Origin of the sequence: Ralstonia pickettii (genome assembly GCF_030582395.1) — a bacterium.
GTDB lineage: Bacteria > Pseudomonadota > Gammaproteobacteria > Burkholderiales > Burkholderiaceae > Ralstonia > Ralstonia pickettii_D.
In genome coordinates this window covers 793,962-810,733 of sequence record NZ_CP104382.1, presented here as the reverse complement: position 1 = coordinate 810,733, position 16,772 = coordinate 793,962, and the positions used below count along the sequence as shown (strand labels likewise).

11 protein-coding genes are annotated in these 16,772 nt (G+C 62.2%); 10 read left to right on the top strand and 1 reads right to left on the bottom strand.

The annotated features are described in order from the left end of the window. Positions 1-15 precede the first annotated feature (15 nt). The 10 genes from tssH to tssA all read left to right on the top strand — a co-directional run bounded on the left by tssH (position 16) and on the right by tssA (position 15,322). Positions 16-2,739: a type VI secretion system ATPase TssH gene (gene tssH / locus N5B55_RS20335; RefSeq protein WP_304539853.1), complete on the top strand. Its 2,724-nt coding sequence runs from the start codon at positions 16-18 to the stop codon at positions 2,737-2,739. Between the two features lie 21 nt (positions 2,740-2,760). After that, on the top strand, positions 2,761-5,523 hold the full coding sequence (locus N5B55_RS20330; protein WP_304539852.1) for a type VI secretion system Vgr family protein: 2,763 nt from the start codon (positions 2,761-2,763) through the stop codon (positions 5,521-5,523). Between the two features lie 7 nt (positions 5,524-5,530). Next, positions 5,531-6,481 (top strand): DUF4123 domain-containing protein, encoded by a 951-nt coding sequence (locus N5B55_RS20325; protein WP_304539851.1) that lies wholly within the window; start codon positions 5,531-5,533, stop codon positions 6,479-6,481. Between the two features lie 42 nt (positions 6,482-6,523). After that, positions 6,524-9,343, top strand: coding sequence for a T6SS effector BTH_I2691 family protein (locus N5B55_RS20320; protein ID WP_304539850.1), 2,820 nt, complete (start codon positions 6,524-6,526; stop codon positions 9,341-9,343). Then, positions 9,340-10,116, top strand: a complete 777-nt coding sequence (locus N5B55_RS20315; RefSeq protein WP_304539849.1) for a putative type VI secretion system effector — start codon at positions 9,340-9,342, stop codon at positions 10,114-10,116. The genes N5B55_RS20320 and N5B55_RS20315 overlap by 4 nt, the downstream gene beginning before the upstream one ends. Positions 10,117-10,212: 96 nt before the next feature. After that, on the top strand, positions 10,213-10,959 hold the full coding sequence (locus tag N5B55_RS20310) for a putative type VI secretion system effector (protein WP_304539848.1): 747 nt from the start codon (positions 10,213-10,215) through the stop codon (positions 10,957-10,959). A gap of 414 nt (positions 10,960-11,373) precedes the next feature. After that, positions 11,374-12,342, top strand: a complete 969-nt coding sequence (locus N5B55_RS20305; RefSeq protein ID WP_304539847.1) for a DUF6708 domain-containing protein — start codon at positions 11,374-11,376, stop codon at positions 12,340-12,342. A 175-nt stretch (positions 12,343-12,517) separates the two neighbouring features. Beyond that, the gene (locus N5B55_RS20300; protein ID WP_304539846.1) at positions 12,518-13,654 is read left to right on the top strand and encodes a hypothetical protein; all 1,137 of its coding nucleotides are present in this window, start codon (positions 12,518-12,520) and stop codon (positions 13,652-13,654) included. Positions 13,655-13,804: 150 nt separating this feature from the next. Further along, positions 13,805-14,212 (top strand): hypothetical protein, encoded by a 408-nt coding sequence (locus N5B55_RS20295; protein ID WP_304539845.1) that lies wholly within the window; start codon positions 13,805-13,807, stop codon positions 14,210-14,212. Positions 14,213-14,245: 33 nt separating this feature from the next. Then, entirely contained in the window at positions 14,246-15,322 is a 1,077-nt protein-coding gene (tssA, locus tag N5B55_RS20290; RefSeq protein ID WP_304539844.1) for a type VI secretion system protein TssA, read from the top strand. Positions 15,323-15,327: 5 nt separating this feature from the next. On the opposite strand, the gene N5B55_RS20285 is transcribed toward tssA, so the two are convergent. Next, complete coding sequence (locus tag N5B55_RS20285; RefSeq protein ID WP_304539843.1) at positions 15,328-16,770, bottom strand: TIGR04222 domain-containing membrane protein; 1,443 nt, start codon at positions 16,768-16,770, stop codon at positions 15,328-15,330. Between the last annotated feature and the right edge of the window lie 2 nt (positions 16,771-16,772).

The following is a 16,772-nucleotide window of genomic DNA, read 5'->3' as shown; positions in this document are numbered from 1 at the left end:
CGGAGCGCTGCCGCCATGGCCATCCCACTCAAAACCCTGATCGCCAAGCTGAATGCGACGAGCCGGCAAGCCGCCGAGCGCGCTGCGTCGCTGTGCATGGCGCGCGGCAATTACGAGGTCGATCTCGAACACCTGTTCCTGGCGCTGCTGGAAAACCGCCGCAGCGACTTTGCCGTGGCCGCCCGCGCCAGCGGCATCGACCTGGTCGCGCTGCAACGTGACCTGGAAGCCGAGATCGGCCGCTTCCAGACCGGCAATACGCGCACGCCGGCGTTCTCGCCGTATCTACCGAAACTGTTCGAGCATGGCTGGCTGATCGCCTCGCTCGATTCGCAAATCACGCGCATCCGCTCGGGCCATCTGCTGCTGGCGCTGCTGACCGAGCCTAGCCTGTCGGCGCTCGCGCAACGGGGCTCGCGCCTGTTCGGGCAGATTGAAGCCGATCGCTTGAAGCACGACTTCGATCGGCTGACCGCCGGTTCCGACGAGCAAGAGCAGGCCGTGGACATTACCGACGACGGCGCAGACGCTACGCAAGGCGAAGGCGGCAAGCCCGCCGCGGCGCTGACGTCCACTCCCGCGCTGGACCAGTTCACCGTGGATCTGACGCAATCCGCACGCGATGGCCGCATCGACCCCGTGATCGGCCGCGATGCCGAGATCCGCCAGGTGATCGACATCCTGATGCGTCGTCGCCAGAACAACCCGATCCTCACCGGCGAAGCGGGCGTAGGCAAGACCGCTGTGGTGGAGGGCCTGGCCCTGCGCGTCGCTGCCAACGATGTGCCGCCACCGCTGCAAGGCGTGACGCTGCGCACGCTCGACATGGGGCTCTTGCAAGCGGGCGCCAGCGTCAAGGGCGAATTCGAGAACCGCCTGAAGAACGTGATCGACGAGGTGAAGAAGAGCCCGAAGCCGATCATCCTGTTCATCGACGAGGCGCACACCATCATTGGCGCAGGCGGGCAGGCCGGGCAAAACGATGCGGCCAACCTGCTCAAGCCTGCGCTTGCACGCGGCGAGCTGCGCACGATCGCGGCCACCACGTGGAGCGAATACAAGAAGTACTTCGAAAAAGACGCCGCACTGGCGCGCCGCTTCCAGGTTGTGAAGGTGGAAGAGCCCAGCGAGCCTCTGGCGGCTGCCATGCTCCGCGGCATGGCCGGGCTGATGGAGCGCCACTTTGGTGTGCGCGTGCTGGACGAGGCGATTACCGAGGCCGTGCGCTTGTCGCATCGCTATATCAGCGGCCGCCAACTTCCGGACAAGGCCGTCAGCGTGCTGGACACGGCGTGCGCCAAGGTGGCGCTGGGCCAGAGCGCCACGCCCGGCGCCATTGAAGACGACCAGAAAGCGCTCGAACGTCTGCAGGGCGAAATCAATGCGCTGGAGCGCGAGCAAAGCGCCGGTGCCGAGCACGACACGCGCCTGAAGGCGCTGAACGAGCAGCGCACGGAGCTGGAACAGCGCGTCGCGCAGAACACCGAACGTCTGGCGCAGGAGCGCGCGCTGGTCGCTCGCATTCAGGCGCTGCGCGAGGCGCGCGAAAGCGGTACCGCCCAAGCCGGCGAGGAAGACGCATTGCCCGTGGCCGCCAACAGCGACGTCGTCTCGATCCCCAAGCGCAAGCGCGCTGCCGACAAAACGGGCGAGCAGGACGAACTGGCCAAGCTGCTCGCCGAGCTGCGCGCGCTGCAGGGCGAATCGCCCATGGTGCCGCTGCAGGTGGATGGCCATGTCGTGTCGGAAATCGTGTCGGCCTGGACGGGCATTCCGCTGGGCCGCATGGTCAAGGACGAACTGCGCACGGTGCTGAACCTCAAGCCGCTGCTGGCCGCCCGCGTGATCGGGCAGGACCACGCGCTGGATGCCATCGCGCAGCGCGTGCGTACCGCCACCGCCAACCTGGAAGACCCGAACAAGCCGCGCGGCGTGTTCCTGTTTGCTGGCCCCTCGGGCGTTGGTAAGACGGAAACGGCGTTGGCACTGGCCGACATTCTCTACGGCGGTGAACGCAAGCTCATCACCATCAACATGAGCGAGTACCAGGAAGCGCACAGCGTGTCGGGCCTCAAGGGCTCGCCGCCCGGTTATGTCGGTTATGGCGAAGGCGGCGTGCTGACCGAAGCCGTGCGTCGCAACCCGTACAGCGTCGTGCTGCTGGATGAAGTCGAAAAGGCTCACCCGGACGTGCTGGAGATGTTCTTCCAGGTCTTCGACAAGGGCGAGATGGACGACGCCGAAGGCCGCCCGATCGACTTCCGCAACACCATCATCATCCTCACGTCGAACGTCGGCTCGCAGGTCATCATGCAGGCCTGCCTGAACAAGCCTGCTGACGAACTGCCCGACACCGATGCGCTGGCAGAGCTGCTGCGCCCGACGCTCTACAAGGCGTTCAAGCCCGCATTCCTGGGGCGCATGAAGGTGGTGCCGTATTACCCGATTTCCGATGATGTGCTGGCCGAGATCATCACGCTCAAGCTGGGCCGCATCCGCGATCGCGTGGCCATCAACCACAAGGCGGCGTTCCAGTGGGACAACGCGTTGGTCGAATCGGTGCTCGCACGCTGCACGGAAGTCGATGCCGGCGCCCGCGCGGTCGACCACATCCTGAACGGCACGCTGCTGCCGCAGATTGCCGAATCGGTGCTGACACGCATGGCCGAAGGCGGCAGCGTCGAGAAGATCAAGGTCGGCGTTGGTAAGAACGGCGAGTTCAAGTACCGCATCAACTAAGTCGCTTCGCTGGAGCACATCATGGTCTCTCCGACCGAGTTGGCAAACCTGCTACGTGCGTCGTTCTCCCAGGCCGACAGGCTGCTGCGCCTGGAAACGCCGCTAGGGCCGAACGCGCTTCTGCCTGAAAAGGTGGACGTTGCTGAGCACATCGACGCAGGCGGCTTCCGAGTGGAACTGACGGCGCTGTCCGACAACGCGGACATCGATTCGGCCAAGCTGCTCGGCCAGCCCGTGCGGCTTGACTTGCTGACCCAGCAGAGCCGAAGCGCACTGCGGCCGTTCCATGGCCACGTCACGCGCTTCCAGCAGGTGGGGGCCAACGGTGGCCTGGTGCGCTATCGGCTGGTGATCGAACCGTGGCTCGCCTTCCTGCGCCATCGGCAAGACAGCTTCCTGTTCCAGGACATGTCGGTCATCGAGGTGATCGACAGCCTGTTTGGCGACTACCAGGGCCAAGGCCGCCTCGTGCCCGCCTGGCGCTGGGCCCTGCGCGACAGCGCGGTCTACACGCGCCGCAGCGTCATCACGCAATACGACGAAAGCGACTTCGATTTCGTCAAGCGGCTGCTGGCCGAAGAAGGGCTGTTCTATTTCTTCGAGCACGAAGCCAAAGACGGCGATGCACTGGGCGTGCACCGCATGGTCATTGCAGATTCGAATGACGTGTTTTCCGACAACGCACAGGCGAGCATCCGCTTTGGCCGCGCAGATGCCACCGCCACCGAAGACGTGATCGACCGCTGGCAAGGCGCCCGCCGTTGGCAGACCAATGCCGTATCGATTGCCAGTTGGGACTACCGCGCCAACGCCAAGCGCACGGCGCATCTCGGGGCGCAGCAGCAAAGCAACGACGGCCCGCAGCTGACGTTGCAAGACACCGATTACCCCGGTCAGTACTGGTTTGAAGACAACAACCAGGCACAGCGCGTCGCGCGGCTGATGATGGAAGCGCTGGAGCTACGCGACAAGCAGTTCGACGGCGAAGGTACGGCCCGCACATTGGCGACCGGCACGCGCTTCCAGTTGCTCGATCACTTCGATCATGACGATGGCGAGCAGCGCTTTGCTGTGCTGGCCGTCACCCACCAGGCGCGCAACAACTTTAACGACCGCTTCGGCCAGATGCTGACCGAAACACTGGGCACGCTGCGCGGCGGCGATGTGCTGGCCGCAGGCAGCAACCGCGGCGCAGGCGACGACGCGCCGTTCTATCGGAACCACTTCACTGTCGTGCGCGACAACGTGCCCGTGCGCCCGCAGCAGAGCGACGAGCAAGGCCGCGCGCTGCATCCACGCCCGACCGTCAACGGCAGCCAGACCGCGTTGGTGGTGGGTGCGGAAGGGCCCGTGCACACCGATCGGGACCATCGGATCAAAGTGCAGTTTCATTGGCAACGCGGCGCTCGGTCGGCCAGCCGCCAATCGCATCCGGCCGGCGACGACAACGCGCGTGCCAGCGCAGGCCTTGGCGCATGGGTGCGCGTGACCGCGCCCGTGGCCGGCCCGAACTGGGGCGGCGTGGCGGTGCCGCGCGTCGGCCAGGAGGTGCTGGTCGAATTCCTGCAAGGCGACATCGATCGGCCCGTTGTGGTGGGCGCCGCCTACAACGGCAGCGGCCAGACCGACGCGCAATACAACCAGAACCAGGCCGGCGCAGCCGGCGCCACCGGCAACGCGCCGGCGTGGTTTGCCGGCGACAACAAGAGCCAGGGCGCCTACGCCCACAACGCAGTGCTGTCCGGCATCAAGACGCAGGCGCTGGCCGGCAGCCAGTCGGGCTCGTCGGGTTACAACCAACTCGTCTTCGATGATTCCGAAGGGCAGGGCCGCACGCAGCTCAGCACCACGCAGGCGGCAAGCGGCCTCGTGCTCGGCCATCACAAGGAACAGATCGACAGCGCGCGGCAGGCCGATCTAGGCCACGGAGCAGCGCTCGCGACGGACGACAGCGGCGCCGTGCGCGCCGGTGCCGGCCTGCTGCTCACCGCGCACAGCGCGAGCACCAGCGCCTCGCTGCAGGACAGCGAAGCTGCCGCCAGCCAGATCGATGCAGCGAGCGACCTCGCCGAATCCCTCGCCGACGCGGCGCAGAAGCAGAAAGCCGGCCTGGCCGACGAACCCGCCGCCAAGGAACTCCCCGCGCTCAAGCAACTGCGCCACACCACCGAAGTGCTGCGCCACACCGAGAGCGCGGGTGAAGGCGCGCAGGCCGTTGCCTACAGCGAACCGCATCTGCAAGTCTCGGCGCCCAAGGGCATCGTCACAACAACACCGGCCGATGCAGTGCTGGTCGCGGGCACGCAGGCCACGTTGATCGCCAAGCAAGACACCAACGTCGCCGCGGGCGGCAATCTCTCAGTGGCGGTGACCGAGGGGCTGAGCCTCTATGCGCACGGCAAATCGCTCGGGCAGGCCGGGGATGCCGCACCGGGCATCGCCATGCATGCCGCAAGCGGCAAGGTGGGGCTTTCGAGCCTCAAGGGCGAGAGCCATCTCGTGGCCGAGAAGGCTGTGACGGTTGCCTCCACGCAGGGCAACGTCACTGCTGAGGCGAAGCAGCACGTGCTCGTCAATGCGGCCGGTGCGCAGATCAAGGTGACGAATGGAACGATTGAGCTGCATGCGCCTGGGATGGTGACGTTTAAGGGGGCGGGGCATCGGTTTGTGGGGCCGGGTGGGGCGGGGGCCGACAACAGTTTGGCGGGCGGTAATCTGAAAGGCTGTAGTCCAGCAGCAGAAGGCGCGGCCCGCGAGCAAAGCGCACTCGTACCACTGGGTTAAAGGCACCATGACTGAGGAGCTTTGGGCGCACGCGGCACAGGTAAGCCACGCGTTGCATGCGAGCGTGATCGCAAGACCGCAGGCGGATTGTCTGCTGTTGATTGACACCGTGCCGCGAGCGGTGGCGGAAGACGACGTATTGTGGGAGGGCTACTCGCGAAGCGGAAACGAGCGCGTCCAACTCGCCCATCCCGGCATCGATCCGTCGCATTACCCGATGCTGTTGCCGCTACATATTACGAAGTTCAAAGACAGTCTTCTGCTTGAGCAAAGCGTTCAGAGGGCAATTGAGGAGTTGCCCTCGCAGGTTCTGCGGGCCGGGTCGGGCCGTCAGATAAGTGGGTGGCTAACGAGTTCGCAGCCCGTGCGGAATGTGGCGCGCCACTTGGCATCCAGCATGCTTCATCGCGTTCCCCACCTCGGAGGGCTCGCCTGGTTGCGCCTGCAAGATCCTGCCGTGCTGTGGTGGCTGTGGTCATTTCTTTCTCCGACCCAGCGCGCGGCTCTGCTGGGCCCCATTGACACATTCTGGTTGCTGGATCCGGCTGGCAGGCTGGTTGAACTGCGGGCCGAAGGCGTTGAAGCCAAAGGTGCTCAGGGGCGACTGACGTTGAGCACGGAGCAGTGGCAAGACGTTGATTCCATCGCTTCGTTAAACATCGCGATCCGCGAGTGGGGGCATGCCCAGGCAGTCGGAGCACGGTTCGACTCCTTCTGCGCCGCTGCACTCGCTGCCATACGGCGGGCGCGCAACGCTGGCTTCAATGACAGACACGATCTTGCTGCGTATGCCCGATGCGCGTTGGAAATTCACCCGGAATTCGACTCACATCCGCTGGTCCAGCGACGGCTGGCGCTGCGGGGTGAGGGCGCCTATTTCACGAGCTTGATCGACGACCTGGAAGAGCATGACTGGCAACGCATCGCGAATGAGTGTGGTGTCGTCCTCGTCGACTGAAGTGCCATCTGCCAGTTTCGCCAAAACCACTCAGAGAATCCCATGCCGCCTAGCGCACCGCCAGCCCAATCTTGCGACCAATGCAAAGCGACCGGCTTGCCTATCTTGCCGGTTCGATATGCCGTCGTCCCCAAGAACGTCAGTCCTGCGTTGCCCGGCTGGGTTAGTGGTGACCGTGTGAAGACTGTGCCGTTGGGGGGGGACTTTCAATACGCGTTGCGTACCTTGCGTACTGGCTATCTATATCTGTTCTATGACAAGAACGCGCGTGGTTCCAAGCAATGGGAATGCTATTCGGTTGGCGAGGACGGTAGCCTGACGCGCCAATTCGATCCCAAGTCCGCCCAACCGCAAAGCACGCCGGTACTGCGATGCTCGCGCCACGGCGCCAACAACACGCAGGTGCATTACCTTGTGATCGAGCAGCCCGAGAAATGTGGTGCGACCTGGATTGCTTTTAGCGAGCACAAGTGGAGCGACGAGACGCTCGCAGAGTATGAGACGAACAGTAAGCTGCGCAACAAGCGCATGCAGACCATTCACCCGGGAGCGATGGCCGCTGGGGCAAAGCACAGCCATGGCCAGATCGCCGGCAAGGCTGTGCTTGAAGCCGTGCTTGAGTACGCGTCAACGCCTAAGGACCTGCTCCCATTTGATCCCCCTGTGGGTAACTTGAGCAACGAAGACGGTACCTGCCAAAAGGCCGACAAGCTCGAGCAGATGAGTACCCGCTATCCGTGGCATCTGAGAACTGGCATGGCGGAGAGTACGGCCAAACACATGGAGCATCGCGGAAAAGGCACCGGCAAGCCGAGCGAGCCTCATGTGTTGGCCCTGTGGGATGCCGTGGGCATCACGCATGAACTCAACGGCTTCAGAAACGACGCAGCCGGATGGATTAAAAAGTACGGCGATGAACGTGAGCTCCAGATCAGCGCGTTCAATGCCATCGAAGGCACCAAGAGGGCCATGGAGCAAGGGGCGGCGGATCGGGTGCGCGATTTCAATGCAGTCTCGCAGTCTTCGCCCACCAACGAGATGATGCGGTTGCGCGCACCCATTGTGAAGGCTACGCGCGACGCTGCTTCGGCCCAAGCGTTCTCGCAGCAGTACTACGCGCTCAGCCAGAGCTACCGCAACGGTGATATCAGCCTGGAGGAACTGCAGGCGCGCCGTGCCCCCTTGGTGCAGCGCTACGCGAAAGACCCTGCCGAGTTGCAAGCGGCCCTGGCACGGGAAGACGACATCAAACGCGCCTTCAAGCGTGGCGATCAACAAGAACAAGCCCGCGCCGCTGCCCAAGCCTGGCCGAAGTACAAGGAGCACATCGACGGCGGCGCATTGGAGCGCTTCAAGAAAAACTGGGACAGGCTGCTGACCCAGGCCAACAAGGTCATTGACCAGCGCACGGAAGCCTTGATTAGCTGGCTGGAGGCGCCGCTGTTCATCGACACCCTGGAAGATTTTCATCGCACCAGCGAAGTGGATGGCGTGCTGTTCGAGGACTGCGTTGGCGAAGCCATTTTCGGTATGGGCTCCAGTGCGGCGGGGCAAAAGAAGATCGACGTCTGGATCAAAGAGGCCAAGGCCAGCCTCGACACCAACTTGCTGTGGCGGGCCATCGCGCTGAACCAGCAGGAAGGCCTGGCTGACATCGATGAGGCGTTGAGCATGATCTATAGCGGCCCGCAGCCGTTGAGCGGACAGACCTGGGCGGGCGTAGCCGGGCACATCAAATGGAACAAAATCGCCGACCTGGGTAAAAAATCGCTCACGGCGTTCAACACGCAGATGAAGGCGCTCGACCCGAAATCAGGCATCCGGCCGGTGCAGCGCATGCGCGGGCTGGAGAAGATATTTCTTTCTGTTGGCGGTAGCTGGCTCAAGCCGCTGACGGGGACCGTGGATACCGTCAACGAATTGGCCTTGCGCACCCTGTTGTTGGCGCGCAGCGGCGTGTCGGCCGAGGCGGCCAAAGCTGTAGCGGTGCAGGACGCGATGCACTACGCGGCCGACCGGCAGATGCTCGTGCGCCGTCTGATGAACCAAGACTACTACCTGAGCCAGGCGGCGCAGGCCGATTACGAAGCGCGTGCAGCCAAGTGGAAGGCGCTCCGCGCAAACGTGGAAGTGCCTGACGCCAGCAAAGGAGGCAGCTTTAATGCTGCACGCGATGCGCGCATGGCGCTGATTGTGGCAGTGTTCGAGGCATTCAACCTGTACAAGGCCCGTCAGCAGGCCGCCAAGAGCCCCAGGAGCGAGAAGGCCCAAGCCACCTTGGCTGCGGCCAAACTTGCCACGGTGGCCGCGGCTCTCGATGTGACGAGCAACTGGGTCAAGGCGTTGGCTGGGGCCGGGGACCGGGCCGTGGGCTACCAGATGCTCAAACTTGCGGGTGGGGCGCTGAGTGCTACGGCTTCGGGGTATGGGGCGATGCTGGATTTTCACGAAACCGGAGCGAATGAGAGCAGTGCGGACTACAGAATGATGATCCTGTTCGGTATTCGAGGAACATTTCAGGCTACGAGCGCAGTTCTTTCTTCTCTCACGGCGCTTTCCTATTGCTCCCCCCTCATTGAAACCTTCGGCAAGAGATTCGGTGAACGGCTGATTGCCAAGGCATTGACCACCGCCGCTACCCGGCTGCTGCTGGCGCGCGCGGCCCTGGTCTTCGCCAGCCTAGAAGTGTCGATCTTCGTTCTGGCCATCACCCTTATCATCTGGTCCTTCGAGGATGATGCCTTGCAGAAGTGGTGCGACCGCTGCGCTTTCGGCTTGAAGCGGGCGCAACTGCAAGACAGCTACAAGACGGCCGAGTCGCAGCTTGCCGCCTTCAACAAAGCCTTGACGGGGGCGGAATGAGCGATGGACTGGAACTGATCTCGGGCATGGTCAGGGGCCTGACGATTCACGATGGCGAACAAGCTTTCTTGAGCGAAGCACAGCAGGGCTCTGGTGCGGCTGTGGCCGCTGGTCTTGCGACGGCGGGGCTGGCTGGAGCCGCTGCGGGCGCTGGCTTGGCGGCCACATCCACAGGTGACGCGGTGCAATTCTTTACTTGCCAGTTGGGCGAGCGCACCGTGGCAGGTGGCTTCAGCAAGGTGACGTTCAAGAATGGGGATGAAGTCTCGTTTGTGGTTGCGCGTCAGCCACGTGCACCAGATCGGGCCTTGGCCGCCATCAGGCCGAGGGACCACACACTATGGATGAGTTTGCATTGCTCACGGGGTGTGCGAGCGCATAGGCGCTTTGCGTATGGAGTTTTTTTGCGACTGGTAGTGGGTTTGCCCGTATTCTTTTGTGCCAGCTATTTGGCATCAAGCCTGTTTTCGTTTGGCCCCAAAATCGATGCCGGAACATTTCACATTGTGTTGCCGATGTTTTCTACATTCGGGGTTGTAGCAGCGATTTACTATGGCCTTCGCTTCTACTTCCAATGGCGCCCCGTTGCTCAGCAAGCCGAACGTATCTTTGCCGTCCTCGGCTACCCCAATCCTTCACGCGTCGATCTGCCGCGCGACCACAAGCGTTACAGCAAGGCCCGCGGCATAAAATGGCCTTACCTCAGCGATGGGCCATGGATCTACCACTATCTTGATCCGCATGAAGAACGCGGCAGGGCAACAAGGCCTTGACAGGGACAGAATGAGCGAAGGGCTGTCGGCTAAAAGACAGCCAAGGAACAAGGCGAAAAATTGTCGGCTGCTTTGGTCAAAATGCGTTTCCGATAAATGAGCGTCGAGCAACGGCCTGAAGGGTTGGTAAAGCTGACGGGCACGATAAAGAACTACAAGGTGACCCGTGCAGAAGCGAGTTTCGTGTTTACGGAGGCCGATCGGGACAAGCTCGGAGTGGTCGCCATTGCTGCGGGCATCGCGGGGTTGAGTGGACCCGCGATCGCGACAGCAGCGTCCGCATCGAGTGAGGAGGAACATGCTGATTACGTCGAATTTGACCTTGACGGCGATCCGGTCAAGGGCTGGGTCTGGCGCAGTCCTTTCAAAGAAGGGGACAAAGTCGAAGTGGCCGCCGAATGGCGTAATGACCACTATGAGACAGCTGGCATTGCGAGACCAGAGGACCGCATCATCGCGTTGTACCCGCATTGCTCTCGGGGTAAGGCCCGGCATATCAAGAATGCGGTGAAGTGGTGGGTTATAGGCGTGGCTGGGATACTTGTGGGACTAGGGGCGCCGATACTGGGAATCATGCTGCTGCTCGTCGAGTCGCCGCAGAATTTGCTGCACGACGTTTTCCCGTACGGCTTTTTGGCCATGAGCGCAGGGTTCTATGCGTTCTTCGGCCTGATGACCATTAGCCTCGCCAGAAAATGGATGCCATTTGTACGTCTGACGGAGAAGGTTTGCCGCACGCTGGGCATTCCCGATTCCGGGAACGTCGATCTGGTCAAGTCGGCCAAGCTCCAACGCAAGCCGGATGACCCGGGCGAATACGGTACCTTCTACTTCAGATACTGATGCGTTGGCAGGCAACCAAAAACGGGGGTCCGGCCGGTACAACTCGGAAAGCGGTTACGCAAGCAAGCCAACCGCCGCGCGCCCGGTTTTTGGCTCGAGAAGCAGTTTCCGCTCGTTTGTGGACGGTCAACGGTTCCATCGCTCATCTGGGGCCGCCGCGACATGAGGGCGTGCCTTACAAGTCAAATCTAGTGGGTGGCGTGCAAAGGGAAATAGAGGTTGAGCGTGATGAGGATGCCGGCGTAGGTATCTAAGCATTGGAATACAAACCGATCATACGAACAGCATCACGACCGAAAGTAAGCGGCTCGATGCCTACAAAAACGCGTGGCTTTGCAGCCGAGCAGCATCAGGCGCCATGCTCGAGTTTTTCGACCAGTACAGAAAACCACGAATTGCCCATGTTGGCCCCCGATGGAAAAAGCACGCTCCAAACTGCAACCCCAGATCCACATTTGGCATGAAGATCTGCCTTTGCCAACCGCGGCAATTGAGGCCGGGGACAGGAACGTCCAACCTGACCCGGGCTTTGATGTCCGCTACGTCGATGCGAATGTGTTGGAGTTGTCACGAGCAACATCAAGCGAGCGCGGCATGGCTTTGATGTTCGGCGGCGGTGTATCCATTGGATACGTTGCGATGCTGCCGTTCTTTGTCGAGATGTATAGGGATGGGAACCCAAAAGAAGCCCCGATCATGGCATCTTTCCTGGTGTTGATGCTGTTGGTGCTAGCGGTGCTCCTGATCAACATGATCAAAAAAGCAGTGAGGACGCCGCTTGATTTACCGATCTTGTTTGACAGAAGCAACCAGAAAATTTTCGCGCTGGAATATCTAGTGAAACCCAATCCATTTGCGAAATGGGAAATGGTGATCATGGAGCTCGACTGGCCGCGTGTCGAGGCCGCAATCGGAAAATTTTATAAGTACAAAACAGTTTGGTACGGATTAATTCTGGCGCAATGCGAGCAAGGTACGACCAAACTCGAGGGCCGGATCATATTGAAGCAGGATGTGAGCGCTCCAATGGAGCTTCATCACATGTGGGCGTACATCCGTTGCTACATGAATGAAGGGCCTGAACGGCTTCCAGAGGTCCAGCCAATTCCGCGCGACGTCAATTTCAGGCGCTGTCTGTTCGGGTCTTTTCCGTTGCTCGATCCGACAGAGGATGGGCGCCGCCTTCGCGCCCGCATGGGGCGCACCGAGTTGATCGTCTCGGTAGCCGCTGCAAGTGTCTTTGCGTTGGGGCTGTTTTGGTTGTTCCTGCCCGTTGGTGTGTTCGAGTACATCGCACAGCGGCTCGCCCCGAAACCGAGGTGGCCTGCGGAGGTCATTTCAAGAATTCCTGCGCTGCGCGAGTCAGTAGCGAATCCGGCGTAGTGTTTTACGCGCTGGGCCACTTAAGCCCGTCACGCATCAAGTGACCTCCCGGCGTTGGCTGCTGGAGTTCATCTCTCATTTGACGAGGCACTGACGGAGGCCAGATAACGCGTCCGTATTGTTACTTTCGCCTTCCGTTGCAATTTAGAAATGCTCGAAATATCCGAATCCAACGATGTTCACATTTGAAGCCGCCTTTCATCGCTATCGGCGCAAGCACGGCATGATCAAGGCCCTTGAAGACTATGCCGATCTGCGCGATGCCCCCATGCAGCATGCGCTTGATGTCACCGGGTCTGATCCCGCCATCCTGTGGCCTCCTGAGCCCACAGTCCTCGACTTCAATGAGCACTTCCTTGAACTGAGTAATCTGCGCGACGATGAACTGCCGCGCTGGATTGGCTTGATCATCGTTGTGTGCTTCATGCCGCTATGTTTGCTGTTAAGCGCGGGGACGCTGTGGTTCTTGTGGGATATCGCGTTTGTTGGCGATTCGCAGATGCCATTCCCGCCGAACTCCATCAAGGAGCTCGAGGTGCTCTTGGGAATGTTGCTCGTCGCGGTGCTATGCGTACCCATGGCATCCCTGCTCTGGCGCGAGTTTCAAAGCTACGTGTTCACGGCGCGCTGCGCGCGCTATCGCTTCAACCGAACAACAGGGAAGGTGTACGTGTTGCGGCCCGGGCGGTGGGGCGGCAACGCAGTACTCGACTGGTCACGTGTCCAAGCCCACGTACATTGGGTGCCGCCGGCCGAATCTGAGCAAAGCCAAGAATACGCGACCGCGCTCAACGATCGGGCTCATGAGCTCCGAAGAGAGGCGAACTGGTCGCGGCAAAGCGGCAGCGAAGTGGATGGCAGTATTGCGATCACAGGGCTGCTGGATTTGATCACTGGCTTTAGCGTGCCAGCTTATGACTTGTCGGACGAAGCGCGCGAGAAGCGGCGCAAGATGGGTTACAAAGGTTGCCTGCTTCTGTACTGGCCGCCGCTGGACGCAGCAGACCCGCAACGACGTGGAGAGGACCTGATCTGGGTTGGCCCGCGCAACAGTGGCGAGCATCTCTGGCGCTACATACAGACGTTCATGCGGAAGGGCATGGACGCCGTGCAAGCTCCCGCCATGCCAGGCGAATGGCTACACAAAGGCCGCAACCCCGACAAAGTACTCAATTGGCTGGCGGAATGCCTGTGCTACTGGCCGGTCTTTCCTGTGGGGTGGAACAGCGAGGTTGGCCAGGTCAGGCGGGAAAACGGTATCGGACCAGAGCAGCCGCTCACCTGGCCGGCCAAGCTACCTGAAGCGGTCTGAGCGGCCGATGTTCGCAGAGACCTCTAGGGCCACCTGTAGGGAGTGGGGTCACATGAAGATTTAGAAACAATCCCCCCAACCGCCCCAAGCCTGCGTAGCATCTCCACCGTCCGCCCCGCGCGCGCGGACGTCTCCTTCACGCACGCTGATATGAACGCACTGTCCCGCCTCGCCGCCGCTTCTGCTGTGGTCGCGTTGCTCGTCACGCCCGCCTTCGCTCAGGACGACACCCCGTTGCAGGTTTCGTACCGCCAGGTGCTGACCGAATATTTCAAGGACGCGCCGACCGCATCAAAGAAATACGACGGTCGCCGCCTGGTTTTCAAGGGCCAGGTCTATCCGTTGTCCGACGACAGCCTGAACACGCTGGCCGTGACGGAAGATCTGAAGGTGGGCGCGCCGTTCCAGGACGATCAGCGTGACGCGCTCAAGGCGCTGTTTCCCGATCACAAGCTTGCGGCGTACAAGCCCAGCAAGGACATCCCGCTGGACTGCTTGAACCGGCAGTTCGTTGGCCTGACGCTGGCGCTGGCGGATTGCCGCGTCGGCAAGCCCTGATTTTCGTATTGCATTCCGGTTTCGTTTTCGATCATGGCCACTCTTCCGTTTGACCAATTGCTCGCTCCGCTGCCCGGGGCACAACCGTGCGGCGAAGACATGCTCTTCTCTGCAGAATTCGACAGCATCCAGGATGCGCGCCGGTTTGATGACCCGTCACTCGATCAAGGTGAGTGGGTCACGGAGATCAAGGAAGCGGATTGGCGCGCCGTCATCGCCGAGAGCACGTCGCTGCTGCAGAACCGCACGAAGGATCTGCGCCTGGCCGCATGGTTGGCCGAGGCGTTGTCGAAGGAGCGTGGCTTTGCCGGCCTGCGCGAGGGCTACGAATTGATCGCCGGATTGTGCGAGCAGTTCTGGGAGCACCTCTATCCGCTGCCGGAAGCGGATGATCCTGAGGCCCGCACCGGCAGCATGGCATGGCTTGCGACGCGTTCGAGCCAGCTCATTCGCGAGGTGCCGCTGGTGGAGGCGGGCAAGGGCGGCTACAGCCTGATCGATTGGGAAGTCGCGACCAGCCTGGTCGAAGCCATCCGCCGCGATCCGGAACAGGCCGACGAGCTGTCGCGCGGAAAAATCACGCAGGAGCAGTTTGAATCCGCACGACGGGCCACGCCGCCTGCGTTCTACAAGACGCTGCACGACGATGTGGTCGGCTGCGGCGCCGCGCTGCTGCGGTTGGAGTCTGTGCTCGACGCTCGGGCGGGTGATCACGCGCCGAGTTTCCGCCCTGCGCGCGAAGCCTTGCAGGCGGTGCGCGCGTTGGTGGAGCGCTTCGGTGGCAAGCCGGAGCCCAAGCCAACCGCCGTGGAAGCAAAGGGCGCTTCGCAACCGGCGACGCAGTCTGCCGCCGGCACCGTCATCGAAACGATGGTTTCCGGCCCCATCCGCACGCGCGCCCAGGCGCTGAACCAGCTGCGCGATGTGGCCGAGTTCTTCCGCCAGACCGAGCCGCACAGCCCCGTTGCCTACCTCGCCGCACGTGCCGCGAAGTGGGGCGACATGCCGCTGCACGCCTGGCTGCGCACGGTGGTCAAGGACGATGCGACGCTGTCGCAGATCGAGGAGCTGCTGGGCCTGGGCGATCCGCCATCGGAAAGCGCCAGCTGAGCGGGCTAACTGCTCGAACAACCGCCGCAGCCGCTGGATCCGCAGCTACTCGAGCTGCAGCTGCTGGAGCCATTGCTGCTTGAGCTGCAGTTGCTCGACGTGTCGGCTCCGGAGCCGCCAGAACTGGCGCCGGCGGGTGGTCCCAAGATCGATCGGTATCCGGCCCATGCTGTGTTGGCCAGCACGCTGGTGCCGCCAAACGCAGTCAGCCACAGTAGATCGTGCGTTGACAAACCTGAACGTGGCCCCTGCTGGCCGCGCTGCCGATAAACATCGAGCGCAGCGTTGGCGCCCGCGGTGGGACCGGCACGGCCCACGCCGATCAGTCGCGCCGTCACCCACCAGTAGACGATTCCGAACAGCGCCATCTCCATCAGCAGCCAAATAACCGGGCGCCCTCGCGACAAGCCCACAAAGGCCTTCATCACACCGAGCCACAGCGTCGCCAGCACAATGGCCCACGCTGCGAGCGTCGTTCCGCGCATCGCGCCGCGGGTCCACATCCATCCCTCGCTGCGTAGCCGGTCTGTCATCTCGGGTGCATCGTCGACGAGCCGATCCTGGAAGTTCGGCCATGGCGAGCGCTGCTGCGTTTGCCGGGCGAGCCATGTCCATGCGCTGACGTCGCGCTCTGGGGGGCGGTCCTGGTTCGCGACCACGTAGGTGTTGCGGTCTCGTTTTTTCTTTGCTGGAGGGACGATGCGGATCGCTCCTGCATCCAGCAACGTCAAGGCCGCAACCTGCGCCATTCGCGTCGCATCGCCGGCGATCAGCGCGGCTTCGGCAGGTGTCAGCTGACGCGGTACGCTGCCACCCGCGGCCCCCCAGGGGTTCCGGCTGTAGGCAGCGCGATGCAGGCCCCGGATCAGCAGACACGCCATCACGCACACACCCAGATAGAACGCGAGAAAGCGTGGCCCTGAATAGCTCAGCACATGAACATCCGAGGCGACATTCGTGGTGATTGCGATGAGGCTGACGGCGATCACAAGCCATACGGATGGCATGAATGAGCGCGCTGTGGATGCGGGCGGCGGCATGACCGGCTCCGGCGCATGCCGTGTGGGGACGACAGTTTCCGGGGCCTGGGCTGCCTCGGGCTGCTCCGGCCGCGGCCAGACATCGGCCGGCGGCGCCTCGCCGAACGTGCGCCGATAGCTTTCCAGTGTTTGCGCGTAATGCTGCGCGTAGGCGTCGTCTTCGTCCGGCGCGCCAATCCCGGGCGCATGATGCAGCGGCGCGCGCAGTACTTCGCCGCAGAACACCGTCCAATACTCTTTCGAATATTGCAGATGGAGGTGCCAGGCGGCATCGATCGCTTCGGAAGGTGTGACAGGGTGCCCTGCAAACACCGCCAGATACGCGAAGCGCTTGTATTCCTCGATGACAGTCAGCGTATATAAACGCGACCACCCTTCAGTCTCCGCCAGACGTTGGCTGAACGGCACTG